The sequence below is a fragment of the Mucilaginibacter dorajii genome (assembly GCF_024808255.1).
GTDB lineage: Bacteria > Bacteroidota > Bacteroidia > Sphingobacteriales > Sphingobacteriaceae > Mucilaginibacter > Mucilaginibacter dorajii.
In genome coordinates this window covers 17,300-40,829 of sequence record NZ_JANTYS010000027.1, presented here as the reverse complement: position 1 = coordinate 40,829, position 23,530 = coordinate 17,300, and the positions used below count along the sequence as shown (strand labels likewise).

At 42.7% G+C, this 23,530-nt stretch carries 24 protein-coding genes; 7 read left to right on the top strand and 17 right to left on the bottom strand.

The annotated features are described in order from the left end of the window. Positions 1 to 20 precede the first annotated feature (20 nt). Positions 21 to 704 carry a heme exporter protein CcmB gene (locus FHS10_RS25190; protein ID WP_259096503.1) on the bottom strand — a complete coding sequence of 228 codons (684 nt, stop codon included), beginning with the start codon at positions 702 to 704 and terminating at the stop codon, positions 21 to 23. 96 nt (positions 705 to 800) lie between these two features. On the opposite strand from FHS10_RS25190, the gene FHS10_RS25185 reads away from it, so the two are divergent. Further along, positions 801 to 1,286: a methylated-DNA--[protein]-cysteine S-methyltransferase gene (locus FHS10_RS25185; RefSeq protein WP_259096502.1), complete on the top strand. Its 486-nt coding sequence runs from the start codon at positions 801 to 803 to the stop codon at positions 1,284 to 1,286. Here FHS10_RS25185 and FHS10_RS25180 read toward each other — a convergent pair. The 8 genes from FHS10_RS25180 to FHS10_RS25145 form a co-directional block, all read right to left on the bottom strand. After that, the gene (locus tag FHS10_RS25180; protein ID WP_259096501.1) at positions 1,275 to 3,218 is read right to left on the bottom strand and encodes a hybrid sensor histidine kinase/response regulator; all 1,944 of its coding nucleotides are present in this window, start codon (positions 3,216 to 3,218) and stop codon (positions 1,275 to 1,277) included. The two genes, FHS10_RS25185 and FHS10_RS25180, sit on opposite strands and share 12 nt — an antisense overlap. 25 nt (positions 3,219 to 3,243) lie before the next feature. Continuing rightward, positions 3,244 to 3,834, bottom strand: a complete 591-nt coding sequence (locus FHS10_RS25175; protein ID WP_259096500.1) for a chemotaxis protein CheB — start codon at positions 3,832 to 3,834, stop codon at positions 3,244 to 3,246. Then, positions 3,824 to 4,654, bottom strand: coding sequence for a CheR family methyltransferase (locus tag FHS10_RS25170; RefSeq protein ID WP_259096498.1), 831 nt, complete (start codon positions 4,652 to 4,654; stop codon positions 3,824 to 3,826). The genes FHS10_RS25175 and FHS10_RS25170 overlap by 11 nt, the downstream gene beginning before the upstream one ends. Before the next feature lie 3 nt (positions 4,655 to 4,657). After that, positions 4,658 to 8,101, bottom strand: a complete 3,444-nt coding sequence (locus FHS10_RS25165; RefSeq protein WP_259096496.1) for a response regulator — start codon at positions 8,099 to 8,101, stop codon at positions 4,658 to 4,660. 98 nt (positions 8,102 to 8,199) lie between these two features. Further along, complete coding sequence (locus FHS10_RS25160) at positions 8,200 to 8,625, bottom strand: hypothetical protein (protein WP_259096494.1); 426 nt, start codon at positions 8,623 to 8,625, stop codon at positions 8,200 to 8,202. Between the two features lie 182 nt (positions 8,626 to 8,807). Beyond that, positions 8,808 to 9,137 carry a gliding motility protein GldC gene (gldC, locus tag FHS10_RS25155; protein WP_259096492.1) on the bottom strand — a complete coding sequence of 110 codons (330 nt, stop codon included), beginning with the start codon at positions 9,135 to 9,137 and terminating at the stop codon, positions 8,808 to 8,810. Between the two features lie 18 nt (positions 9,138 to 9,155). Beyond that, a complete protein-coding gene (locus FHS10_RS25150; protein ID WP_259096490.1) occupies positions 9,156 to 9,422 on the bottom strand; it encodes a hypothetical protein in 267 nt (88 codons plus the stop codon). Between the two features lie 27 nt (positions 9,423 to 9,449). Beyond that, positions 9,450 to 10,805: a DEAD/DEAH box helicase gene (locus FHS10_RS25145; protein ID WP_259096488.1), complete on the bottom strand. Its 1,356-nt coding sequence runs from the start codon at positions 10,803 to 10,805 to the stop codon at positions 9,450 to 9,452. A gap of 627 nt (positions 10,806 to 11,432) precedes the next feature. Here FHS10_RS25145 and FHS10_RS25140 point away from each other — a divergent pair. After that, positions 11,433 to 12,074 (top strand): hypothetical protein, encoded by a 642-nt coding sequence (locus FHS10_RS25140; RefSeq protein WP_259096486.1) that lies wholly within the window; start codon positions 11,433 to 11,435, stop codon positions 12,072 to 12,074. A gap of 222 nt (positions 12,075 to 12,296) precedes the next feature. Here FHS10_RS25140 and FHS10_RS25135 read toward each other — a convergent pair whose 3' ends face one another. Beyond that, complete coding sequence (locus FHS10_RS25135; RefSeq protein WP_259096484.1) at positions 12,297 to 13,181, bottom strand: NAD(P)H-binding protein; 885 nt, start codon at positions 13,179 to 13,181, stop codon at positions 12,297 to 12,299. Positions 13,182 to 13,265: 84 nt separating this feature from the next. On the opposite strand from FHS10_RS25135, the gene FHS10_RS25130 reads away from it, so the two are divergent. Both FHS10_RS25130 and FHS10_RS25125 read left to right on the top strand, forming a co-directional pair. Then, on the top strand, positions 13,266 to 13,685 hold the full coding sequence (locus tag FHS10_RS25130) for a winged helix-turn-helix transcriptional regulator (protein WP_259096482.1): 420 nt from the start codon (positions 13,266 to 13,268) through the stop codon (positions 13,683 to 13,685). A 143-nt stretch (positions 13,686 to 13,828) separates the two neighbouring features. Continuing rightward, positions 13,829 to 15,163 carry a dihydroorotase gene (locus FHS10_RS25125; protein ID WP_259096481.1) on the top strand — a complete coding sequence of 445 codons (1,335 nt, stop codon included), beginning with the start codon at positions 13,829 to 13,831 and terminating at the stop codon, positions 15,161 to 15,163. 711 nt (positions 15,164 to 15,874) lie between these two features. Here FHS10_RS25125 and FHS10_RS25120 read toward each other — a convergent pair. The 4 genes from FHS10_RS25120 to FHS10_RS25105 all read right to left on the bottom strand — a co-directional run bounded on the left by FHS10_RS25120 (position 15,875) and on the right by FHS10_RS25105 (position 18,566). Then, positions 15,875 to 16,330, bottom strand: coding sequence for a GyrI-like domain-containing protein (locus tag FHS10_RS25120; RefSeq protein WP_259096480.1), 456 nt, complete (start codon positions 16,328 to 16,330; stop codon positions 15,875 to 15,877). Positions 16,331 to 16,504: 174 nt separating this feature from the next. Next, positions 16,505 to 16,927 (bottom strand): SRPBCC family protein, encoded by a 423-nt coding sequence (locus FHS10_RS25115; RefSeq protein ID WP_259096478.1) that lies wholly within the window; start codon positions 16,925 to 16,927, stop codon positions 16,505 to 16,507. A 138-nt stretch (positions 16,928 to 17,065) separates the two neighbouring features. Next, entirely contained in the window at positions 17,066 to 17,497 is a 432-nt protein-coding gene (locus FHS10_RS25110) for an EVE domain-containing protein (protein WP_259096476.1), read from the bottom strand. 103 nt (positions 17,498 to 17,600) lie between these two features. Next, positions 17,601 to 18,566: a helix-turn-helix transcriptional regulator gene (locus tag FHS10_RS25105; protein ID WP_259096474.1), complete on the bottom strand. Its 966-nt coding sequence runs from the start codon at positions 18,564 to 18,566 to the stop codon at positions 17,601 to 17,603. 57 nt (positions 18,567 to 18,623) lie between these two features. Between FHS10_RS25105 and FHS10_RS25100 the strand changes: the two genes are divergently transcribed. From FHS10_RS25100 to FHS10_RS25090, 3 genes are all read left to right on the top strand, one after another. After that, positions 18,624 to 19,040, top strand: coding sequence for a putative signal transducing protein (locus FHS10_RS25100; protein ID WP_259096472.1), 417 nt, complete (start codon positions 18,624 to 18,626; stop codon positions 19,038 to 19,040). Positions 19,041 to 19,109: 69 nt separating this feature from the next. Further along, positions 19,110 to 20,129, top strand: a complete 1,020-nt coding sequence (locus tag FHS10_RS25095; RefSeq protein WP_259096470.1) for a glycosylasparaginase — start codon at positions 19,110 to 19,112, stop codon at positions 20,127 to 20,129. A 116-nt stretch (positions 20,130 to 20,245) separates the two neighbouring features. After that, a complete protein-coding gene (locus FHS10_RS25090) occupies positions 20,246 to 21,055 on the top strand; it encodes a copper homeostasis protein CutC (protein ID WP_259096468.1) in 810 nt (269 codons plus the stop codon). Positions 21,056 to 21,155: 100 nt separating this feature from the next. Here the strand turns inward: FHS10_RS25090 and FHS10_RS25085 are convergent, their stop codons facing one another. From FHS10_RS25085 to FHS10_RS25075, 3 genes are all read right to left on the bottom strand, one after another. Continuing rightward, positions 21,156 to 22,121: an EamA family transporter gene (locus FHS10_RS25085; protein WP_259096467.1), complete on the bottom strand. Its 966-nt coding sequence runs from the start codon at positions 22,119 to 22,121 to the stop codon at positions 21,156 to 21,158. Positions 22,122 to 22,133: 12 nt separating this feature from the next. Next, on the bottom strand, positions 22,134 to 22,610 hold the full coding sequence (locus FHS10_RS25080; RefSeq protein ID WP_259096465.1) for an Lrp/AsnC family transcriptional regulator: 477 nt from the start codon (positions 22,608 to 22,610) through the stop codon (positions 22,134 to 22,136). A gap of 476 nt (positions 22,611 to 23,086) precedes the next feature. Further along, on the bottom strand, positions 23,087 to 23,377 hold the full coding sequence (locus FHS10_RS25075) for a hypothetical protein (protein WP_259096463.1): 291 nt from the start codon (positions 23,375 to 23,377) through the stop codon (positions 23,087 to 23,089). Between the last annotated feature and the right edge of the window lie 153 nt (positions 23,378 to 23,530).

The window sequence follows — 23,530 nt, the reverse complement described above, 5'->3', positions numbered from 1 at the left end:
AACAATTTGATTTTAAGGCATTAATCCCGCCACAAATAGGGAAACAATAACAGCGCGGTTGTAATAACAATGGCATTTATGGCAAACAGCACACCTATATCGCCATAGCTTAAACTCCGTTCAAGGCCATCCATAGCCCTTTTGCTCAGGCGGATAAGGATTAATATTATGGGAATAATAACCGGAAAGCTGAGGATAGCCATCAGCGTACCGTTATTACCTGCTTTTGAGGCAATGGCCGAGATCATAGTAAATACAGTTGAAAAACTGATACTGCCCAACAGCACCGTTAAAAAGTAAAAAAGCGGATCGCCAAGTGGTTTTACAAAAAATACCTGGTATACAAGTAACGCGAGTACGCTGATCAATGACATCAGCAGGATGTTATAAATAGTTTTTGACAGGATGATAGCCTGAGGGCTGGCAATGGAATAATAATAAAGCAGGCGGCCTTTACTTTCCTGCATAAAGCTTTTGGCAATGGCGTTTACCGACGCAAAAAGCATAATGATCCAAAACAGCACATTCCACACCAGCGGATAACTACTGGTACCGCTAAGGCCGGCACTTTGGTTAAACGAAATGTAGCACACAAACACGGTTGATACAACATATAGCAAAATGCCGTTAAAAGCATATTTTGAACGCCACTCCAGTAAAATTTCCTTTTTAAGCAAATGGACGGTTTCGTTAACAAGCTTCATGCGGCAAAGGTAATAATTTGTGGTATTTGATTTTATCCATTTGTTTCATCGGGCAGTTTCTGTTAAGTTTGATATTCTTAACCAATTTTGAAATTCATGCCCATAGCCTACTACCGTACCCCAATTGGCATTGTCCGCATTACGCAGGATGATGAATTTATTTCGGGCATTTCTATCCGGGATGAGGAATATGATATTGAGCCGGCCTCTACCCCGTTGTTGCAAATAGCTATTGATCAGCTGCAGGAATATTTTGCTGGCAAAAGAAAAACGTTTGATTTCTCTATAAAGCAACCGGGCACCGATTTTCAGCAACAGGTTTGGCAATGTTTGTTAAGTATTGAATATGGTACTACCACAACCTACATGCAGCAATCAAACCTCATGAAAAACCCTTTAGCTATAAGGGCTATTGCAGCAGCCAATGGCAAAAACAACTTATGGGTTGTAGTACCCTGCCACCGGGTTATAGGTTCCGATGGCAGTTTAACCGGCTACGCGGGCGGGCTTTGGCGCAAGCAATGGCTGCTTGACCACGAAGCCCGTATTATGGGTGTTGGGCAAACTAAATTAAACTTTTAACCCTTTAGCATCTCTATTTAAAAGTTTGCTCATTTTTTCATGTAACTGGTATGGTTGAAATGGTTTCGATAATACATCGTTCATACCAGAGGTAAGCGCTTCCTGCTGCTCGTGCCCAAATGATGCTGCCGATAGCGATATGATAGGAATACTCCTTTTGGGTTCGGCAAAATCAACCCTGATGTTCCTGGCTGTTTCATATCCATTCATTTCGGGCATATGCGTATCCATCAATATAATATCGTAGTCATTTGCGGCCAGCTTATCAAGCGCTTTGCGCCCGTTATCAACCATATCAACCTCAATTTGCCAGTCTTTCAAAATTTTTGAAAGCATAAACTGGTTTACCATATTATCCTCAGCTACCAATACCCGCACATTAACAAAGGGAGCAAGAGTTTTATCAGGCTTTACGCTTACCTTATTTACCGGTTTGGTGGCAATAGTATGCCAGTTTATAAAACTGAATGTGCTGCCCTTACCTAACTGACTGCTCACAGTAAGTTCGCCGCCTTTTAGCTCAACCAGGTTCTTTACAATGGCCAGGCCCAGTCCCGTACCACCATATTTGCTTACAGTATCTTCTTCGGCCTGCTCAAATGATTCAAATATCCTGTTGATCCTATCGGCCGGGATACCTATGCCGGTGTCTTCAATGCTGTACTTTAATTTCACTTTATCATTGTGCTTTTGCAATACCGAAACCTTAAGTTTTACATATCCCCTTTCGGTAAACTTAATGGCATTACTAAGCAGGTTCATCAGGATTTGGTTAAGCCTCAACGAATCTACCATCAGGCTTTGGGGTACACCGGGATCAATCTCTAATAAAAATTCAATATTGCCTTCATCAGCCCTGAATTTGAGCAAATCAAAAACCGACTTAATGATATCAGAAACATTATTTGGCGTACGGATGATGTTAAATTTACCGGCTTCAATTTTTGAAATATCCAGCACATCATTAATTACGCCCAACAATGATCTTGAAGAAGTTTCTAACAAATTAAGCATTCCTTTTTGCTGCTCATCAACATTGGTTTTAAGCAGCATACCGGTAATCCCTATAATACCGTTTATAGGCGTACGGAGTTCATGACTCATATTGGCCAAAAAGGTTTCTTTTACCTTTTTAGTATACTCGGCCTGCTCTTTTGATTTAATGAGCTGTTCCTGGTAGCTTTTTTGCGGCGAGATATCGCTGATATTGATAAAGATGATTTTGTTACGGTACGATGCACGGCACTCAACCCAAATGACTTGTTTATCAAACCGCTCAAACCTAAACTCAAATACCGCAAAGGGCAGGTTATCTTTAATAATTTCGCCCAGCTTTTTTCTAAACGCCGGTTGATGCTCTTCTATAGCCATATTAACAATGCTTTTACCCAAAAGCTCGGCAGGTTTAAAACCCATAATAGGTTCAACAGCCGGGTTAATATTTTCTATGCGTAAGGTTTGCGCATCAACAGAGCAAATGATATCGGCAGAGTTTTTTACAACTATAGAATAATTTTGCAGTTCGTCGTTCTTCTGCCTGATCTCAGCTTGTGTACGGGCAAGCTGCACAAAGGAGTCAACTTTCGCCGATGTAATATATGGATCGAGGGGTTTGTACAGGTAATCAACGGCACCGGTCCCTAAGCCTTTTACCGCGTATTTGGTTTCCTTTGATATGGCAGTAACAAATATTACCATAATATCTTTGGTGCGAGGATTTGATTTCAGCATCTCTACCAATTCAAAACCATCCATTTCAGGCATCTGCACATCAACCAGGGCTATGGCTATATGGATTTCCCAGGCTATTTTTAAAGCTTCATTAGGCGATGTTGTAGAAAAAATGCGAATATCATCGCGGGTTAACAAAGCCTCAAGCGCTATAATATTCTCTTCCCTATCATCAACAATAAGAATATTTACAGGGGTCATGTAATATTAATTAATGTATGGTGAATCATTCTGTTTGCAATAATTTAAAAATCTCGTCTGTGTGTAATATATATTGAGCAGCACCAATGTTTATGGCTGCCCTGGGCATTTCGTCCATTTCTGCATCTTCGGGATGTTGTGCAATAGTTGTGGCGCCGCTTTGTTTTAGTTTTAGTAATCCTTCGGCCCCATCCTGGTTTGCGCCAGATAGCAGTATAGCTATGCAGCGTTCCCTATAAACTTCGGCCGCGCTTTCAAAGGTTACATCAATTGATGGCTTTGAGTACCAAACCGCTTCCGAAACATCCAAACCAAAGGTACCATCTTTTTCTATCAGCGTATGATAATTTGCAGGTGCTATATAGATAGTGTTCTTATTAAGGGTATCCTTATCAACAATTTCGCGTAACGACATACGGCTATTCTCTGCAAACAGTTTTTCTATCTCGCTGAAAAAATTCTTTTTTCTGTGAATTACGATGATTACTGCTTTATTAAGCGTGGGCAACAAAGATTTAACGATATGGAACAACAGTTTAAATGACCCTGCCGACCCTCCTAACAGGAGGATATCGGCATTACGCCAACGTTCGAGTAAATTTTTATCAGGTCCCAACTTTTTGATAAATATTTTCTTTCTGATTGATGACCTTAAACTTCTTTTTGAAGGCATCTGAGCGGATGGTTTCTTTACTGCCCAGGCATAAATACCCTAAATGACATAAGCTTTTATAAAACAGCTCCAGAATACGTTCCTGCAATTCGGTTTCAAAGTAGATAAACACGTTACGGCAACTTATAAGTTGAAACTCATTGAACACGCCATCGGATACTAAATTATGTACCGAAAACAGTGTATTTTGCTTCAGTTCGTTATGGATAGACGCCGCATCATACAATATCGTAAAATTATCTGATATTGAACCTTTTAAACCGGTAAACTGATAGTTCTCGGCATAGCTTTTTATATTACGCAAACTATAGATGCCACGACGGGCTTCCTTCAATACTTCTGTGTTGATATCGGTACCGTAGATGAATGATTTTTGACTCAGCCCGGCCTCACGCATCAATATGGCCAGTGAATAGGTCTCTTCGCCGGTTGAGCAACCTGCACACCATATTTTTGAATGCTGATAGGTTGACAGGTAGGGCACCACCTGGTTATTTAAAGCTTTATAAAACGAAGGATCACGAAACATTTCGGTAACGTTTACCGTGATCTCCTCTAAAAACTCCTGGAAAAAATGCGGGTCGTTTACCAGTATATGTTTCAGATCATAAAAGCTTAACTTTTTTAACTGCATGATCCTGGTAACCCTGCGTTTTAGCGAAGCCTTGGTATAGCCCGAGAAATCAAACCCATGAAATTTCTTTACAAGGTCTATCAATTCAGCTATTTGAACGGATGATATTATAACGGAAGTATCGGTCATAAATTAACTTTCCAGCCACAGCTGCATCAATGAAATAAGCCTGTCCATATCAACCGGTTTGGTAATATAGTCATTGGCACCGGCCGCAATACATTTCTCGCGGTCGTCTTTCATTGCTTTGGCCGTCAAAGCTATTACAGGTAGCTTAGCCCATTTGTTTTGTTTGCGTATATATCTTGTAGCTTCGTACCCGTCCATTTTAGGCATCATGATATCCATCAGCACAATATCAATGTTGGGTATTTCTTCTAATTTGGCAATAGCTTCTTCACCATCGTTGGCTATCTCTACCACCAGGTCGTAACTTTGCAGGGCACTGCTTAAGGCAAAAATGTTACGCATATCATCGTCAACAATAAGCACTTTTTTGCCTTTAATAGCGTCTTTGCCTTTTGATGGTAATTTGGGTTTAGGCGGCACCGACTGCACATTTACTGATGATTCGCTGATTTTGTTCAGGAACAGGTTAACCTCGTCAATTAGCCTATCGGCCGATTTGTTGGTTTTGATTACCATGGCATTGGCATATTGCATCAACCTGTTCACCGATGTTTTATCAAGCTCCATGGCTGTATTTACCACAACGGGTAACGATGCAAAACGATCAACTTCTTTAATCTTATCCAACAGATCAAGACCCGAAATGTCGGGCAGGTTCAAATCAAGGATCACGCACTGGTATTCATTTTCATGCAACATCCTGAATGCCGATTCGCCATCAAATGCCTGATCAACAGTGATACCCTGGCTTTGCATCATATCCTTAAGCGCCTGGCTTTGGGCCCGGTGATCTTCAACCAGCAATATCTGTTTAAATTTGGTGCCGCTTTGCAACATGATATCTGCAAACAGCTTATCCAGTGTTTCGGTATTGATAGGTTTTTTAAGGAAACTGATAGCGCCTTCCTTACGCACACGGTTAGCCGCTGCCTCGCCGGCCGACATTAAGTGCACAGGGATATGCATCGTTTCGGGATGAGCTTTTAGCTCTTTCAATATCTGCCAGCCATCTTTTCCCGGTAGCATGATATCTAATATCACGGCATCGGGCTTAGCCTCCTTCACGGTTTCTACCGCGCGGGTGCCTTCATAAACCATAATAGATTTATAGCCATGGTCTCGGGCGTAATCCTGTAATATATTGGCAAAGTTTTTATCATCCTCTACAATAACTACCAATGGCTCGCGGTTATCCTCCCTTACCAAAGCCTTGGCAGGTTTCAGGAAGTTAGCTTCAGACCTGAAGGTTTGCGCGGTTGGCAACACCACATCTTCTTCAACAACGGGTACTATTTTAGCTTCGTATGGTATGGTAAGCACAAACTCGCTGCCTAAACCCTGTTCGCTGGTTAGGCTTATACGGCCACCAAGTAATACAGATAATTCGCGGCTGATGGATAGCCCCAAACCTGTGCCTCCGTATTTACGGCTGGTTGAACCATCTGCTTGCTGGAATGCCTCAAATATGATGCGCTGTTTTTCGGCAGGGATGCCTATGCCTGAATCTTTAATAGCGAAGGCAATAGTTTTATCTAAAGCACCCGGACTAACATTGATGGATATTGAGCCATTCTCCGGCGTAAACTTAAACGCGTTACTCAGCAGGTTTTTGATCACCTGTTCAACACGTACTTTATCTGTAAATACGGTAGCCGGAACATTTTTGGCAATGCTGGTAGTGTAATTGATGTTTTTGTTGCTGGCTACTTCGGCAAACAGCATTTCCATGTCGCTCAAAATTTCGGATACTTTGATATCCTCATTTTGCATATCCAGCTTGCCCGATTCAATTTTTGAAAGGTCGAGGATATCATTGATCAGCGTTAACAGGTCATTACCGGCGTTAAAGATCACGCTGGCATATTTGATCTGATCTTCTGACAGGTTGAGCGGTTTATTATCTTTCAGGATGCGCGCCAACACCAGGATACTGTTGAGCGGCGTACGCAGCTCATGGCTCATATTGGCCAAAAATTCCGATTTATATTTGCCGGTTGTTTCCAGTTCTTCAACTTTGATGTTGATAGCAGCACGGGCCTCTTCAATAGCCTGGTTCTTTTCTTCCAGCAAACTGGCCTTCTCTTCCAGCTCGGCGTTGATGGTACGCAGTTCCTCCTGTTGTACACGCAACTCTTCTTCTGATGCCTGCAACATTTCTGTTTTGTTCATCAGTTCCTCGTTGGTAACGCGCATTTCTTCTTGCTGTGCTTCCAGCTCTTCGGCCTGTTGTTGGGTTTCCTCAAACAGGTCGTGCATAATGGTGCGGGCCTGGGCGGTATTTACCGCTATGCCTATATCGTTGGCCACGGCTATTATGTAACCTTTATCCTTATCGGTCAATTCGCCGGTAAAGGCTACCTCCATAACACCTTTCAACTTTTTATCAAAAAAGAAAGGAATAATAAATGTCTCTGTTAAAAGCTCTTTTACTATGGATGAAGAAAGCTCCAACTTATCGTTCAGTTTACCTTTAACAACAGCAGCCTTTTCATCGGCAGCTACCTGGCCAAGCCAACCTTCAGATAGTTTTACCTGTTTTTTAAGCAATTCGGGGTTATGGAAAGCGTATGAAGCATACAGGTCAAGGCGGTGTTCTTTATCCTCATAAAGATAAAATGTGCCTGCTGCGGCATTGGTATAGGTACAAACCTCGGCCAATACATTTTGCGATAGTTCCCTTTCGCTTTGCTGGCCCTGCATTTTTTCGTTAAGGGCACCGGTGCCGGTAAGCAGCCAGTTTTTGGCTTCATTTTCGGCAAGTACCTTAGCCAGCTCAACATTGGCAATTTTTATTTCGTCCTCAATTTTTTTCTGTTCATCAAACGTTTTTTGTATGTAGCGGAACAACATCAGGATGATAAGCAGAAATATCAGCGAGCCACAAACAATAATAATAATAGCCAAATTAGAAGCTTTGTTAGAGCTTGACTTACGCTCTTTAAGAAAGCCGTTTTCAGTTTCCATCAGCCGGGCAATAATTGCCCGTATTGTATCCATGTTTTGTTTGCCATTCAAAAACATGTTGTTTGTAACCATAAAATCGAGCCCCTTGGTTTCGCGGGCGTCAACGTTTAGCTTAAGAATGGCAATCTGGGCATTAGCAAGGGTATTTAATGAATCTATCCTTCTTTGTTGGAGTTGTTTATCTGCAGTAAGTTTCCTCAATTCATCAATGTCACCACCTATTCGGGGCAAGGCGTCATTATATGGGTCAAGAAATATCTTCTTATCTGTGGCCCCAAAACCGCGCATACCGGTTTCGGCGTCTATTAAATGTTGCAGCAAATGATTTGATGACCTGATAACACTTTGAGTATGGTCAACCCAAACATTATCATCTTCTAACTGGCGGATGCTGGTGTAGGATAAAATGCCCACCACCAAAACCAATAAAATTGATACCACAAAGCCAGCTAATACCTGCTGGCGGAAAGAGAATTTCAACATTTATAGATCTTATTAATCTGAATTACAAATATGTTCAAAAAAAAGCTGTTTACATAAAGTGCACAGCTAATAAACATTTGAGGAATAATTTGTTTTAATCAAATTGTTTCGGGTGGCACAACGAAGCCTTTGGACTTGCCACTTAAACTACCTGCCAATGCCAAAACGGCACCTGCAAATAAAACCCACCAACCCCATTTAAATTTAATATGCCTGGTTAAAAAGGAATCGAACTTTTTGAATGGGATAAAGCTAAAAGCAGTCTCGACCTTAAAAATAGCGGCTGCAAGCAAAACCACTACCAACAAAAGCGATGCCCACGCGGCAACCCGGGTTAGTTTTTGCTGATTAAGAAAAGACGCGAGCACGCCAACAACAGCAACAAGCAAAATTACCAAACCATAAGGCTGGTTAAGTTGGTAAACATCCCAGTTAAACAAGCCCAGCGGGCGCAACAAAGGGCAATACGTTCCCGCAAAAAGCAGTACAAAGCCAAGGAAAGATAAAATTGAACTAAGTCTCATAATAGTATCAAGTAATTAGTAGCAAGTAGCAAGTATTTTTTTAAAGTCGTTTAGGTATTCAGTTTATTAGTATCCGTTTAGTATCAGAACAGTTCCAATCAGGCAATTCTCAAGTCAAAATCTTGATACTTGATACTAACTACTTGATACTGTTCCGATACTCACTACTTGATACTAAAAAGCTATTGTTTAATTTCCATTTTATCGGCAAAGTGGGCACAGTAATCGCGCAGGTCTTCAACGATGGCGGTTTCGCCGGTGGCGCGTAAAAAGCTGTCGCCCATGGTTTGCAGGGTTTCGTAAAAAAACCGTTTCATTTCATCAACCGGCATGTCTTTAGTCCAAAGGTCAATGCGCAGGGTATTTTTATAGCTTTGATCCCAAAGGGCCAGCATAAATGATTTTACCGGCAGTGCTTCCTTTGATGTTGAATCGGTTGATTCCCACATGATGTTTTCAGGAACATTATTATCGTCGAGGGTAACGGTCAGCTTTATTTCAGCAGTTTTCATTTGAATTTAAATGTAGTTTTATTTAACAAGAAAGAATATGATGGTCACCAACGCTATAAAGCACAGCTCAATGATCCATAGTTTTTTAAGCTCGGCAAAAAAATTTCGGAAGATGAGATCTAAAAAAAATACCACAACAGCAAACAGCACAAATATCCAACTGATGGTACCGCTAAAATGTTCAAGCGGCCGGCCGGCAACAGCCGCGCCATTTATCCAAATGTAAACCGCTATCACTATAAAAAAGGTAGTGGCAAAATTTAGCGGGGTGATACGCAATTTCATCTATAAGTATTATTGGAGTTTTATGGTTTAATGTTTTTTACGGGACGATGATTTACCTTTTTGACCACCGGCCATTTTATAAGCCTTGCCATATTTAACCTTGTTTTTGGCGGCATCGAATTTTTTATGCTGATTGGCAGTCTTTTTTTCGTGGAAAGCCCCTTTAAAATCGGGATCTTCTTTACGCTTCTGCATATCAATTTCTTTGTTCTGCTCCTGGCGCTCGTCGTAACCTGTTTCCTCAATAAATACATCATCGGGCATTGGCTCAACGGGGATACTTTGCTTGATCAGCTTTTCTATCTTTTGCAGGTAATATTCTTCAGATGGCGCGCAAAAAGTAATGGCTACGCCCGATTGCAGCGCCCTGCCGGTACGCCCTATCCTGTGCACATAATCTTCAATAACTACCGGTACATCAAAATTTATCACATGGCTCACATCGCTCACGTCAATACCGCGCGATGCCACATCCGTAGCTACCAATATTTTCACCTCATCGTTTTTAAACGAGTTGATGGAATTGATGCGGGTATTTTGCCCTTTATTGGCATGTAATACTTTAACGCCGCCCTCGCCGTATTTGCGTTGCAAAAACTTGTAAACGTCATCGGCCGCCACACGGGTTTTGCAAAATATCATCAGTTTGGTGATATCGCCTTCCAAATCAAGCAGCTTTTTGAGCAGGTTTATTTTGGTTTTAACATTGGGCACATGGTACAGATGCTGGCTAACCGTTTGCGCCGGCGTTGCTTGCGGACTAACCTCTATAATGGTTGGAAACTCCAGGAAATTATTGGATAGCTCATGGATCCTGTCGCTCATGGTGGCAGAGAACAGCAGGTTTTGCCTTTTTACGGGTACCACTTCCAACAGGCGATTGATCTGGGGCATAAAGCCCATGTCCATCATTTTATCGGCCTCATCAAGTACCAGCACCTGCAGGGTTTTGGTAACGATATGGCCTGCCAGGTAAATATCCATGAAGCGGCCGGGTGTGGCCACAATAATATCAACCCCTTTATTGATCTGCTCTATTTGTGTTTTAGGGCCAAGGCCGCCGTATAAAACCACCACGCGCAAATCGGTATTAGCGGCAAAGGTTTTAACGTTTTCCTCTATTTGCATGGCCAGCTCGCGTGTTGGCGAAATGATCAATGCGCGCGGATTATCGCCCTGCGCGTATTTAAGCTTCATGATAATGGGCAAAACATAGGCCGCAGTTTTACCTGTACCGGTTTGTGCTATGCCCATTACATCCTGCCCGTTTAATATTGGCGGGATAGCTTTTTGCTGTATAGGCGTAGCTTCGGTATAACCGGCATCGGCTATCGCGTTTAAAATTTGCCGGTTAAAATTAAATTCTTCAAAAGTTACACCCATGCCGCAAAGATAGGCTTTTTGTTTAATAGGGACATTTTAACTTAACAGCGGCTAAGGGAAATCGCTTTTACCATTTAACTTTATTTATCACAGGCGGGAGCGTTGAGTAAACACGAATTTAACTGCCCGTAAAATAGCTTATAGCTAATTTCACGAATTTTTTCAATCACATTTAAATTTTTGCCACGGGGCAAACGCGCCTGATTGGGTTAACATAACTTAACATATTTCAGATAAAATACCTATTAACAATTTGATAATCAATATTTTAAATTTCAACATGGTTAACACTAAACTGATATATATTGCAGTATAGGCGCATCCAAATATTGGAGCCTGTTGTTGGCCAATATAAGTCCCTTCGGTACCGGGTCCGCGGGCAGTCGTGCATAACTCCCCAAAAGGTACCTTAAGATAACACAAATTCATTACTTGCGGGTAAAAGCGATTTACCCGGATACCGGCTAACCTTAAGCACAAGTTTTACGTTTAAATGAGGATGGAGAAATGACTTTGCGAATACAAGCTAAGCGCCATTTGGAGATTTTAAGGGTAGTTTTCAGATGGTATGTTTCGTTTTGACCGCATTGTTCGTATGCCTATTTAAAAAACTTTATATACACACGAATGAAAAAAATTCTACTGATTATCCTTTTAACTACTATGGCAGCGGGCGCTGCAAACGCACAAATTGGCACCGGCCGTTATTATGTTGGCGGCAGCTTTAACTACAATTACGATAGTTATGGCTATACCAATACCTACACTTATACCCAAGGTACTACAGTTTACAATAATCACGGCATATCTACCCTGCAGATCAATCCCGACTTTGGTATGTTTTTATCAAAAAACTGGACGATAGGCATCCAACCGGGCTATTCGCGCACGGCAGGTACCGAAACATCTACCTATACCGCACTGGCCAACAGTGGCACAACCAGCTACGTTTACAACCATACATACCACAATGATGCCGCATCTTTCGGTATTCATTTCAGGTATTATTGCATGCTGAACGATAAGGTAGGCATCTTCCCTCAATTTGGGATAACCACGGCCAACGACATCAACAACCTAAAATCAGGGTCGTTAAACATTGGCGGTAACCCCAACATTGTATTTTTTGCAACGCCAAAACTTGCCGTGAACCTTGGATTTGGGAACATCCTTTACACGCATGATTATCAAACCAAAGCCAACTCTTTTAACATCGGCTTAAATACCAATATCGGTTTCGGTGTAAATTATTATTGGGGAAAGCAATAGACTTTTGGATAAAGGACTTTTAGACAAAAGAATAAGGACTTATTTATCAACCTGCAGATAGAAAGAAGAACCGACGTTTTAAACAAAGCCGCCACCTGTTTGGGCGGCTTTGTTGTTTAATATACCAACCTTTATGTAAAGTCTCCCCTACCGGGGGAGATTATTCACATTTTAATAGTCTTTTGGTGTTCATGAAGGCTACGCCGTTTAGAGGGGGCTTATTTAAGCGTTGTATACAGCGGCAAATTCTTTGGCAAAGTCGGCTAATTTGATTTTGCCGGTTGTTGCTGGCTGGTGCTTATCATAATCTTCCCAAATTGCGCCGCTGCGGATGGCGGTGCCCATCTCCACAAAGTTTTTGGCCATTTCTTCGGGTACATCGTGCTGGGTCATTCCGCCGTAAGCTTGCTCGTCGGTAAATTCTACCCATGGTAGTTGTGGCTTGCCTATGGCCGCGCCTAAAGTTTTGGCAAGGTGGCTGGTAGTGGTTTCGTCGCTTACCAGGTAACGCACGCTTTTGCCGGTAAAGCCTTTTTGTAATTCTTCGGCAACGGCGGCGGCAATATCAGTGGGGTGTACCATTACTAACCTTGCCGTAGCCGGATAATTTGCGCCTAAAATGCCCGCGGTTTTAATCATCGGAATATCGTTAAACAGGTTAACGTAAAAGAACGGCGCACGGATAAATTTGACGTCCACACCGTCTACCTGGCTCAAGATACCTTCCACATCATGAATGCCTTTGATTGGGCCGGTACCGCTATCTAAATGTGCGCCGATACTACTTAAGGCCACAACCCGTTTAACGCCCGATTGCCTGATCGCTTCGGCATAGTTTTTACCGGTTTGGCCCATGTAAGCCCTCAAATCGGCAGCGCCAAAGTTTGGTGGTACCATGGCGTAAACGGCATCGGCACCGGTAAATGCCAAAGTGATGAAAGCGACATCGGCCAGTGAACCGATGGCTGCTTTGGCACCTAATGCCTCAATTTCGGCAGTCTTATCCGGGTTGCTGCTCACAATGGTTAATTCATGACCTGCTGCTTTTAATATTTGAGCCAATGGTTTGCTGATGTTGCCTAATGACCCTGTGATGGTGATTTTCATAATCTTTTATATTTTGTTTTTGTTGAGGGCAAAGCTATATTTGTACTTACTTTTACACAAGTACTTACCCTAAAGTATGTATCCATGACCCAGATCAAAGAAAGCTCAACCATACAGGAAAATAAAATAACGGCCTTTAACGAATGCCCGGTAACGTATGTAATGGAAAAGATAGGCGGTTACTGGAAACCCATTATCCTGTACCACCTGCTCACAGGCAGCAAACGGTACAGCGAATTGAAAAAGACCATCCCGGCTATTACCGAAAAGATGCTCATTCAACATCTGAAACAACTGGAGGCTGATGATCTGGTAATCCGCGAATCCAGGCCCGTTGTGCCACCTCATGTAACTTACACATTAACCAAAGCCGGCATGGCTTTAAAACCGGTGATGTACACCATGGCTAAATGGGCTATTGAACAGGCCGATACCAATGCTAAATTCACCTATAAAAGTTTGGATGATTTTCCGGAATCGCCAACTATGCTGGAGGAGGTTTAATTAAAAGGCATTCCTGATAGCAATGGGTTTAAAACCTATCACTATCAGGAAATGTTATAGGTTCTGTAAACATCAATGCAAACGTTTAACTTTGCCACCAAACGTCAAATCCGAAATCGAACATCCAAAATCCGAAATCAAACATGTCAACTATCCTCATTAAATCAACAACCGTAGTAAACGAAAACAAGCAATTTATTGCCGATGTATTGATCAAAGATGGATTGATTGAGCGGATTGACGCCAATATAAACGCACATACCGATGAGGTGATCAACGCCCAAGGCCTGCACCTTTTACCCGGCTTAATTGACGACCAGGTGCATTTTCGTGAACCGGGCTTAACTTACAAAGCCGATATCCATTCCGAATCGCGCGCTGCTGTAGCGGGCGGTATTACTTCTTTTATGGAGATGCCTAACACTGTACCCAATACTTTAACCCAACAATTATTGGAGGATAAATATGAGATAGCATCCCGTAACTCATTGGCGAACTATTCCTTTTTTATGGGTGCCTCGAACGATAACCTGGACGAGGTGCTGCGTACTGATACGGCCAACGTTTGCGGTATAAAAGTATTTATGGGATCATCAACCGGCAATATGCTGGTTGATAACCCTACCACGTTAGATAACCTGTTTGCCAATTCGCCCATGTTGATTGCTGTGCATTGCGAAGATGAGGCAACCATAAAAAGTAACCTTAACCACTACAAGCAGCTCCTGGGCGAAAATATCCCGATAGGGTTACATCCTAAGATCAGGAGTGCGGAGGCCTGTTACCTGTCATCGTCATTAGCGGTTGAACTGGCTAAAAAACACAATACCCGCCTGCATATTTTGCATATTTCTACCGCGCTCGAAACGCACCTGTTTGATAACACCATCCCGCTAAAAGATAAACGCATTACGGCCGAGGCCTGCGTGCATCATTTATGGTTTACCGATGCCGATTATGAAACCAAAGGCAACTTTATAAAATGGAACCCGGCCGTAAAAAAAGAGAGCGACCGCGATGCTGTTTTAGCTGCGGTATTGGATGGCAAAATTGACGTAATAGCTACCGACCATGCCCCGCATACTTTGGCAGAAAAAGAGCAACCATACCTGCAGGCCCCATCCGGCGGGCCATTGGTACAACACGCCCTGCCCGCACTTTTGGAACTGCACCATCATGGCAAAATGAGCCTTGAGCAAATTGTCGAAAAAACAGCCCACAACGTAGCCACCTGTTTCCAGATTGATAAGCGTGGTTTTATCCGAGAAGGCTATTGGGCCGACCTTGTGCTGGTTGATTTGAACAAGCCATGGAATGTGAACCGAAGCAATATTTTATACAAATGTGGCTGGAGTCCCTTTGAAGGGACTACCTTCCGATCCAAAGTTGCCTACACTATTGTATCCGGTAATGTGGCTTACACCAATGGAAGTTTAATTGAAGGTAAAGCCGGTAAGCGACTGAATTTTAACAGGTAATGAGTTTTATGTTTTGAGGATACAGAAATTTCTGTAGAGGAAATTAGTTCATTCTCAAGCATCATTGGTTTAAAATCCGGGGGACAGTGAAGGTGGGAACGACAAAGCTACGAGAGACTTACGAAGTTTTAAAAACTTCGTAAGTCTGGGTATACAAGTTGCCATATTGGGCACGATGCAATCCCCGCTACGTAAATGTAAGTTGGGGATTGCTTCGTCGTTCCTACTTATAATGACACCCATGTAAGTTATTGATTATCAAATATGTTTTTTTTGTAGAGATGCAATATTTTGCGTCTCTGGCTATACAGAGCGGGTTTGCGTGGTGCATTTGCACGCGGGAGACGCAAAATGTTGCGTCTCTACACAAGCGCGTTAACGATGTCATCACTGTTTTTTTTCAGGTTACCCTGATGGATACTCGCAATGACTATCGCCCCTCACCCCAAATTCCCACCCCATTTACACACTTTATTGCAATATTTCCACAACAAAGAACAATACCAGTTTAAAAAAGGCTATTTAAATGCTTTTCAGGCGGCTTTGGCGTTTGGCACTGCAATTGAATATACCTTATTACCCTTCCAAAAGGGTTGTTTTTCATAGGTAGATGTAGGGTCGAAATACTGCGAGAGTCTTTCGACCTTTTTTTGTTTACACTTTTTTAAACCAGGCATTTACAACACCTGTTTCAACTTAAGATATGGCTTTTTATAGCACGCCAACGTAAATATCCACTTCGGCGTCTTCGGGATTTTGTGCTTTTTCGCCCCAAACATCAAAATCGGCTTTATATGTTCTGTTGAACGACGTGTTCCATATCTCCTGCCAGGTTTCGGCAACGCAATCGGGCAGCCGGCCTTTGGCAATGTATCTTACGTATTCTGAAGCCGGCACAGTTACGCTAATCAATCCGGCAGGCATATTATCCAATGAACTCACCGGGCAGCCTAAAACGGCTGTATATGGCCCCGTATGGTCGCTTTCATAATCTGTATAGATGCAGTAGATGGAGTCGGTAATACGGTCTTCTATTTTTTCAATCACATCATCGGCCATAAACCGCCCCCAAAGGTCGCCAATGTCTTTAGCCGATTGTCCGTTCTGGTTTGTCGTTCGTACAGATATGCCCTGTAAAAAGAAGCCCTTGCTATGTATGTTTTCCATGTTGTTATGCTTATTACTATTTGTTATACTGACCACTATTTATTTAGAAGTCAACTATTTGAGAAGATTAATTGATGGGGGAATTGATGTGCAGATATGCAGATTTCAGATGTGCAAATGAAAAGAACATTCCTCATTTTCAAATTTTCAAATCCTCAAATTTTCAAATCAAAATTATTCAATCATCTTCCTCAACTCTTCAAACATCCCTTTCCAGTTTTGTTCGGAGTGCTCTTTGGCATCCTGGTTCTTCACGTTGTCCTGGGTAACGGTAAGCGTAGTTTCGCCATCTTTTTCATCAAGATCGTAGCTGATGTTGGCGTAGTTTTCGGGCTTATCTTCTGTACCGCTCATGCTGCTCCAGTAACTATAGGTTACAAATTTGCCTGGATCAATTTCAAGGATAGTACCCTTGTCTTCGTACTTGTGGCCATCCCACTCGCCGCTGAATTTAATGGGCTCCCCTACCCTCCAGGTCGATTCTAAATTGGTACCAAAAAAGTAGGCTTTTACCATTGCGGGATCGGTAAGGCCCTGCCAAACTTTTGCCGCCGGGGCTTTAAATTTAATCTGAACGTGCACTGTTAGCTTTTCCATATTGTTTTTGCTTGTTGATGATTTTGTACTATTGTGAGTAGAACTGTCAGTCTGAGCTTGTCGAAGACTTGTGCGCAGAGGCCTTTGCACGCGTGCTTCGACAAGCTCAGCATGACCCTCTTTTTACTTACTGGTTATCTACTTCCCTACCGCTTCCCCCACCAACATACACCCCTTAATCAATTCAAAATCCTTTTCGGGCAGTTCAAAAAAACCGAACCTGAAAGGATAACCCCATGATTTTTTATTGGCGATGAAACTCAGTTCATCAACCAGCGGTATTATCGGTGTTTCTGTACAGGGGTAATAATTAACGTTGCGGCGGTAAGGGGTAAAGTCTTCACTCATTTTATGCTGATAGATGCCGTCATGAGCCACCTGCCCTATCGCCGTAAAGGCCTGTAATGGCTCGGTACCGCTCATGCTTTGTTTGGGCGAATAGTTGATCACCCAGTCGCCGGGTTGCATACGCTTTAGCGGACCGGGTTTGCCATGATTAGCTTGTATAAAGCCACCTGCTATGCCACGTGTAATGTGATCTTTTGATACTACGGTTATCCAGTATTTCATGATGCCTGTGCTTATGGTTAATTACAAGCAAAAACATGACCACAACGCGTGGTTTATTTTTGATTGCATTACAAAGAAAGCACCGGGCACTGACAGCAGTATGTCAGTAGGAATTGGTAAGTTGTAAATTTTTTTGAGCAATGGCGGCGGCAATCTCGCCCACCCTGTCTTTTAGCTGCCCGGGTTTTATAATTTCGGCCTTATCGCCAAACATCAGGTACCAGCGGGCAAAACCTTCTATTGATGAGGTTAGGAAAGTCATTTCAATTTTGCTGCCAACGTGTTTTTCGGATACAAAACCACTATAATATTTCTGGTAATCCAGGTGACTGTGTATTTCCTTTTCGACCTTGATCACCACCATCTCCAACTGTTTTTCTTTACTGGCCTGCGCTATATAGGCTTTTAAAGTAGGGTGCTTGCTGTTGTTATAGGTTTTATCGGTTACAGCAAGCTTAAGGATTCGATCTATCCTGAAATCGCGGTAGTCATTACGTAAACGACAAAAGGCTATCAGGTGCCAAAAACTATCAATAAAAACAACACCTACCGGCTCCACATCCCGATTGGTATTTTCCTGGCTATGGCTGGCAAAGTAATCAATACACAAAACCTTTCTGTAAATAATGCTATCCAAAATGGTTTGAATGTGATCACCACCTGCGCCCTGTTTCATTTTGGCACTTTTCATTACCTCAATGCTGCCATCCAGGTTTTCCAAGGCATCCTTCTCGGTAGTCTTAAGTATCGCCCGCACCTTATACATGGCCGATTGATATTGCGCCATGGTGGTAGAATCGGTCAACTTTTCAACAAACTTTTCGGCAGTTAAAAAGGCTGTAGCTTCCTCGCGGGTAAACATTACCGGCGGCAGGCGATAGCCATCCATGATAGAGTAACCAACACCGGCTTCGCCAATGAGTGGGATACCTGCTTCTTCCAGTGTTTTAATATCACGGTAAACGGTACGCAGGCTTATGTTGAAGCGCTCGGCAATATCACCGGCCTTTACCACCCTGCGCGATTGTAACTGGATCAAAATAGCCGAAATACGGTCGATGCGGTTCATGGTGTCAAATTAAACAAAAAACGGGCTACCTTTGTTAACATAATTACATTTACTACCATGGCAAACCAATCCGAAGAAAAGATCATCACGTTTGAAAACTATTACGATGTGATGCTGGCACACATTGTACGCACCAAGCTGGAAGACAATGGCATCCCTTGCTTTATATCGGACGAGAACACGATAGCCGCAAATCCTATTTATAACCAGGCAATAGGCGGTATTAAACTCAAAATCTTTGAACGCGACCTGGAACGCTGCCGTCAGATCATGGCCGAAGAAGGCGACATGCACAATCTGGACCATATAGAAATTGACGAGGAAACCAATAACGCCGTGATTTGCACCTATTGTGCGTCAACCAATATAGGCAGCACCGATACGGGCAAATTCGCATCTATATTATCAGCAGTATTCCCTTTCTACAATAACAAAGCCTGGCATTGCTTTAACTGTCAGCAGGATTTTGAGTAGTTGTTGCCAAATTGTATCAAAACGACTACAGAATCCTGTACTTTAAACGATTTAAATTATATTAGCGGTATGTATAACCGCCGTAAGTTTATCAAAATTTCTGCCGCAGGTGCGTCACTTGCAGCGCTTTCAAAATCGGCTATTGCCAAAACGGTAGCCTTAAAACCCGAAACTACTTTACCTATTGTGATCTCCACCTGGGATTTTGGCATTTATGCTAATAAAGAAGCCTGGAAAACCCTGGTAAAAGGTGGCCGCGCGCTGGATGCCATTGAAGCCGGTGCCCGTGTACCCGAAGAACTGGACATTACCAATGGAACGGTTGGCCGTACCGGCACACCGGACCGGGATGGCCATGTTACGCTCGACTCCTGCATTATGGATGAATTTGGTAACTGCGGATCGGTTGCGGCGATGGAAAACATAGCTCACCCCATTTCTGTCGCCCGTATGGTAATGGAAAGAACGCCACACGTGATGCTTGTTGGCGAAGGAGCTACCCAGTTTGCTGTTGAGCAAGGCATGAAAAAGGAAAAGCTATTAACACCTAAAGCCGAAAAGGCCTGGAAAGAATGGCTTAAAACTGCTAAATACAGCCCGGTAATGAACGTAGAAAACGGCAGCAACCGCCCCGGCGGCAAATATAACCACGATACCATTGGCATGCTGGCTATTGATGCCAAAGGCAATATATCCGGCGGCTGCACTACCAGCGGTATGGCATTTAAAATGCACGGTCGTGTAGGTGATAGCCCTATTATTGGTGCCGGTTTATATGTAGACAATGAAGTTGGCGGCGCTACCTCAACCGGTGTAGGCGAAGAAGTGATTCGCAATGTGGGTAGCTTTTTAGTTGTGGAGCTGATGCGCCAGGGTTTATCACCCGAGGATGCCTGTAAAGAAGCTGTAAACCGCATCATCAAAAAGAAACCCGAAACTGCTAAAAATATCCAGGTGGGCTTTTTGGCCATCAACAAAAAAGGCGAATACGGCGCTTATGCTATACAGCCAGGCTTTAGCTACGCGGTGGCCAACGCCCAAACACAGGATTTATTGATCAAAGGAAAAAGTCATTATCCGGCGCAGTAACAGTTGGCGGTTTGCAGTTATCCGTTGGCAGTTGGCATGCAAAAGCCAATGACCAATGACAGCGCAGCGAAATGACTAATGACAGCGTAGTGAAATGACCAATGACAGCACAGCGAATGACTAACGACCTCGAAGATACGATGACCCTTAAAGACACTCTTAAAACTACCGGCCAGCCAAAGCGGGTTTCGCTTGAAGTTTGCGCCAATTCGGTTACATCGGCGGTGGCGGCGCAGGAAGGCGGTGCTGTAAGGGTTGAGCTTTGCGAAAATTTAAAGGAAGGCGGCACTACCCCATCGCAGGGGCAAATCCTGATGGCCCGAAGCCTGTTGCATATTCAACTGTTTGTTTTAATCCGCTCACGCGCGGGTGATTTTTTGTATACCGACCTGGAATACCAGGTTATGCTGGCCGATATCCGCTATTGCATTGAGGCCGGGTGCGATGGCGTGGTAATAGGCATACTTAATGCCGATGGCACTATTGATAAGCCACGTTGTCTTGAAATGGTACGCCTGGCCAAACAATGGGGCCTAAAGGTAACCTTTCACCGGGCCTTTGATATGTGCAAAGATCTGTACCAGGCCCTGGAAGATGTGATAGAAATAGGCTGCGACCGCATTCTTACCTCGGGCGGTAAAAGTACCGCCATGGAAGGAGCTACCGTTTTAAACCACCTTGTTGAAAAAGCAGCAGGCCGTATCAGCATTATGCCAGGTGCAGGTGTAAGCGAGGCCAATGTTGCCGACCTGGTACATTTTACCGGCGTAACCGAAGTACATTCATCAGCGCGTGTGCCCGTGCAAAGCAAAATGCAATACAAAAACGACCATATCCTGATGAGCGATGTACCCGGCGATGAGTTCAGCACAGACTTAACCAGTGTTGACAGGGTAAAAAAATTGATTGAGCTGGCAAATAGTTGATAGAGCGCCCTCTAAATGGTAAAATACCATCCCCCCCTTTAGTTAATATGTATACACACATTAACTAAAGGGGGGCTTAGTACTCCATAAATAGTTTCCTTTAGGAAATGCTTTCTGCCAGTTCTGGCTTAACTTGTTTTTCTTTCCTGTACTTGCTCAGGTTGATAAGCAGCACACTTCCCAAAATGATAACCAAACCTCCAACTTGTAGTAATGTTACACCTTCATGGGCAAATAGTACACCTAAAATAACAGCAATAACCGGGTTAACATAAGCGTAGGTACCTACCTGGGTGGCCGGGCGTACCTGTAGCAGCCATACATATGCGCTAAAGGCAGCTATCGAACCAAAAATTATTAAATACAATAAGGCATACCAGCTATGCATCGGGATGGTGTGCCAGTTAAAGTTTTGCACCTCGTGATGAAAAAAACTTGATGGAATAAACACTACACCAGCCGCCAGCATTTGCCAGGCTGTATTTACCGATACTGAACCTTTAGTATTGTAATGCTTTGAATATAGCGATCCCGATGCCCAGCCCAAAGTGCCAAGCACCAAAAGCAGCATCCCCGGTAGTTTGGACGGACCGGTGGATGGGCCAAACATGCCTTCAATTTGTTCGCTAAATAATAATATTACTCCTACAAAGCCTATTACCAAGCCAAAGAGCGTGCTTTTGCTTTTAAAGTTGGTACCCCAGTTTGGCTTATCTAACAATACAAACCAAATTGGTGGCGATGATACCATAATGGCCACCATGGCGCTTGGCAAAGTTTGCTCAACCCAAATCACCGCGCCGTTGCCTATTACCAATAACAGGAAACCGCTTGCAATTGCATGGATAATATTGCGCTTTACAAAAATCTGCTCGCCTTTAATGGCACACCATATTAATAATAGTGCACCGGCTGTAAAAAAGCGAAGCGCACCCAACAAAAACGGCGGAAAACCATCAACAGCCATTTTTATAAAAAAGTAGGTAGATCCCCAAACCAGGTAAACCGTAGCAAAAGCTATGATAACCAACAGAGACGACGCGGATTTTTGTGTATGTGAGGCCATAGTAATATTTATTTATTCGGGTATAACTAATTGTTGTTGTTCTTTAACTGTTTCAAGTACAATGGTGGTACGGGTACTTAAAATGTTTGGGATTTTACTAAAGTGGGTGCGTATTAACTGCATTAGTGTGGCAGAATCATAGGTACGTACCTTTACCAGGTAGCAATCATCACCAGCTATGCTATGTACTTCCTGCACCTCTGGTATTTTAGCCAGTTCGCGGGTAGTCTGTTCGGAGCCCATGCCATCGCCAGATCTCATAAATATAAAAGCCAGCATTTTTTGCTGCAGCGCCACCGGGTTTATTTTGGTTACATATTGCTGGATCACGTTTTTTTGTTCCAGCTTTTTTACCCGCTCTAATATACCTGAGGGGGCCATGCCCAGTTCGCGGGCCAGGTCGGCGTTGGAAATGCGGGCGTTGTCCTGCATCAGTCGTAAAATCTGTAGATCTGTTTTATCTAAAACTATTTCCGCTTCGTTAATCATACGGTAATATTACTTAATTTGTGAATTAAATTCAAAATAAATTTAATTAAATGAATTTAATTCGACAAAAGCAGCATTGAAAAGAATCAAGAAGTTAGACTCAAGAATTAAGATAGCTTAGGAAGATTCGTTTAATTGGAAGGAATTTGCTCTGATTGAGCTTGGGGTCGATGTTTTCATTGTGCCACTTCCATTGTTGTTTAAACAAATATTGGGGAAGGAGAGTCAAGAATCAAGAGCCAAGAATTAAGACAGCTTCATATCAGTAAATAACCAGAGAAAATGGCAAAGCAAAGAAAGACTTACGAAGTTTTGAAAACTTCGTAAGTCTGCGATTTAGCAAAATCTTAATTCTTGATTCTAACTTCTTGATTCTTTTCCGAAAGGGCTAAAATGCAAAACACCCATCTGGACGTGACGGGCGTTTGCAACAAAGTTTAGGTAGGATAAAAAATTAAGATTTAGGTTTCCTTTAATTATTTTAATGTAACCAGGCTCAACAGCCGGTCGTGTTTTGTTTCGTCTAACACGGTTTTAACATATTTAAAACCGCTTTTGGTGATTGCTGTTAACAATTTAAATTTATTGCCTTCGTCATCAATGATATAAGCCAGGCCATTATCATTGATCCAATCAAAAAGTACCTCCCTTGTAGTAATGCCGCGATTTTGTGTAGTATCATCTATCCACATTAATGAATTGATAGCCAGGTAAGGATTCTCAAACTCATTGCTCATTTTGTGAACACCAGTTATCTGTAAGGGCATCGCAGTTAATTATCAGGGATTAACAGTAGTAAATGTCCGGAATTTAATACGCCCCGTCAATCCGTGAAAACACTGTATTTAATCCCGTTAAAACACGGTGTAAAAAGTGGTAAACACCCTGTGTGGTGTAAAATAAATTACTATAGAAGTAAA

Excerpts from the sequence above, each read along its gene's own strand:
- gldC (WP_259096492.1), bottom strand. The coding sequence starts at position 9,137 with ATGAAAACTGCTGAAATAAAGCTGACCGTTACCCTCGACGATAATAAT.
- FHS10_RS25105 (WP_259096474.1), bottom strand. The coding sequence starts at position 18,566 with ATGAACCGCATCGACCGTATTTCGGCTATTTTGATCCAGTTACAATCG.
- FHS10_RS25120 (WP_259096480.1), bottom strand. The coding sequence starts at position 16,330 with ATGGAAAACATACATAGCAAGGGCTTCTTTTTACAGGGCATATCTGTA.
- FHS10_RS25185 (WP_259096502.1), top strand. The coding sequence starts at position 801 with ATGCCCATAGCCTACTACCGTACCCCAATTGGCATTGTCCGCATTACG.
- FHS10_RS25100 (WP_259096472.1), top strand. The coding sequence starts at position 18,624 with ATGGCAAACCAATCCGAAGAAAAGATCATCACGTTTGAAAACTATTAC.
- FHS10_RS25170 (WP_259096498.1), bottom strand. The coding sequence starts at position 4,654 with ATGACCGATACTTCCGTTATAATATCATCCGTTCAAATAGCTGAATTG.
- FHS10_RS25090 (WP_259096468.1), top strand. The coding sequence starts at position 20,246 with ATGACTAACGACCTCGAAGATACGATGACCCTTAAAGACACTCTTAAA.
- FHS10_RS25125 (WP_259096481.1), top strand. The coding sequence starts at position 13,829 with ATGTCAACTATCCTCATTAAATCAACAACCGTAGTAAACGAAAACAAG.
- FHS10_RS25160 (WP_259096494.1), bottom strand. The coding sequence starts at position 8,625 with ATGAGACTTAGTTCAATTTTATCTTTCCTTGGCTTTGTACTGCTTTTT.
- FHS10_RS25145 (WP_259096488.1), bottom strand. The coding sequence starts at position 10,805 with ATGGGTGTAACTTTTGAAGAATTTAATTTTAACCGGCAAATTTTAAAC.
- FHS10_RS25085 (WP_259096467.1), bottom strand. The coding sequence starts at position 22,121 with ATGGCCTCACATACACAAAAATCCGCGTCGTCTCTGTTGGTTATCATA.
- FHS10_RS25075 (WP_259096463.1), bottom strand. The coding sequence starts at position 23,377 with ATGCCCTTACAGATAACTGGTGTTCACAAAATGAGCAATGAGTTTGAG.
- FHS10_RS25095 (WP_259096470.1), top strand. The coding sequence starts at position 19,110 with ATGTATAACCGCCGTAAGTTTATCAAAATTTCTGCCGCAGGTGCGTCA.
- FHS10_RS25080 (WP_259096465.1), bottom strand. The coding sequence starts at position 22,610 with ATGATTAACGAAGCGGAAATAGTTTTAGATAAAACAGATCTACAGATT.
- FHS10_RS25180 (WP_259096501.1), bottom strand. The coding sequence starts at position 3,218 with ATGACCCCTGTAAATATTCTTATTGTTGATGATAGGGAAGAGAATATT.
- FHS10_RS25115 (WP_259096478.1), bottom strand. The coding sequence starts at position 16,927 with ATGGAAAAGCTAACAGTGCACGTTCAGATTAAATTTAAAGCCCCGGCG.
- FHS10_RS25190 (WP_259096503.1), bottom strand. The coding sequence starts at position 704 with ATGAAGCTTGTTAACGAAACCGTCCATTTGCTTAAAAAGGAAATTTTA.
- FHS10_RS25150 (WP_259096490.1), bottom strand. The coding sequence starts at position 9,422 with ATGAAATTGCGTATCACCCCGCTAAATTTTGCCACTACCTTTTTTATA.
- FHS10_RS25130 (WP_259096482.1), top strand. The coding sequence starts at position 13,266 with ATGACCCAGATCAAAGAAAGCTCAACCATACAGGAAAATAAAATAACG.
- FHS10_RS25165 (WP_259096496.1), bottom strand. The coding sequence starts at position 8,101 with ATGTTGAAATTCTCTTTCCGCCAGCAGGTATTAGCTGGCTTTGTGGTA.
- FHS10_RS25135 (WP_259096484.1), bottom strand. The coding sequence starts at position 13,181 with ATGAAAATCACCATCACAGGGTCATTAGGCAACATCAGCAAACCATTG.
- FHS10_RS25140 (WP_259096486.1), top strand. The coding sequence starts at position 11,433 with ATGAAAAAAATTCTACTGATTATCCTTTTAACTACTATGGCAGCGGGC.
- FHS10_RS25110 (WP_259096476.1), bottom strand. The coding sequence starts at position 17,497 with ATGAAATACTGGATAACCGTAGTATCAAAAGATCACATTACACGTGGC.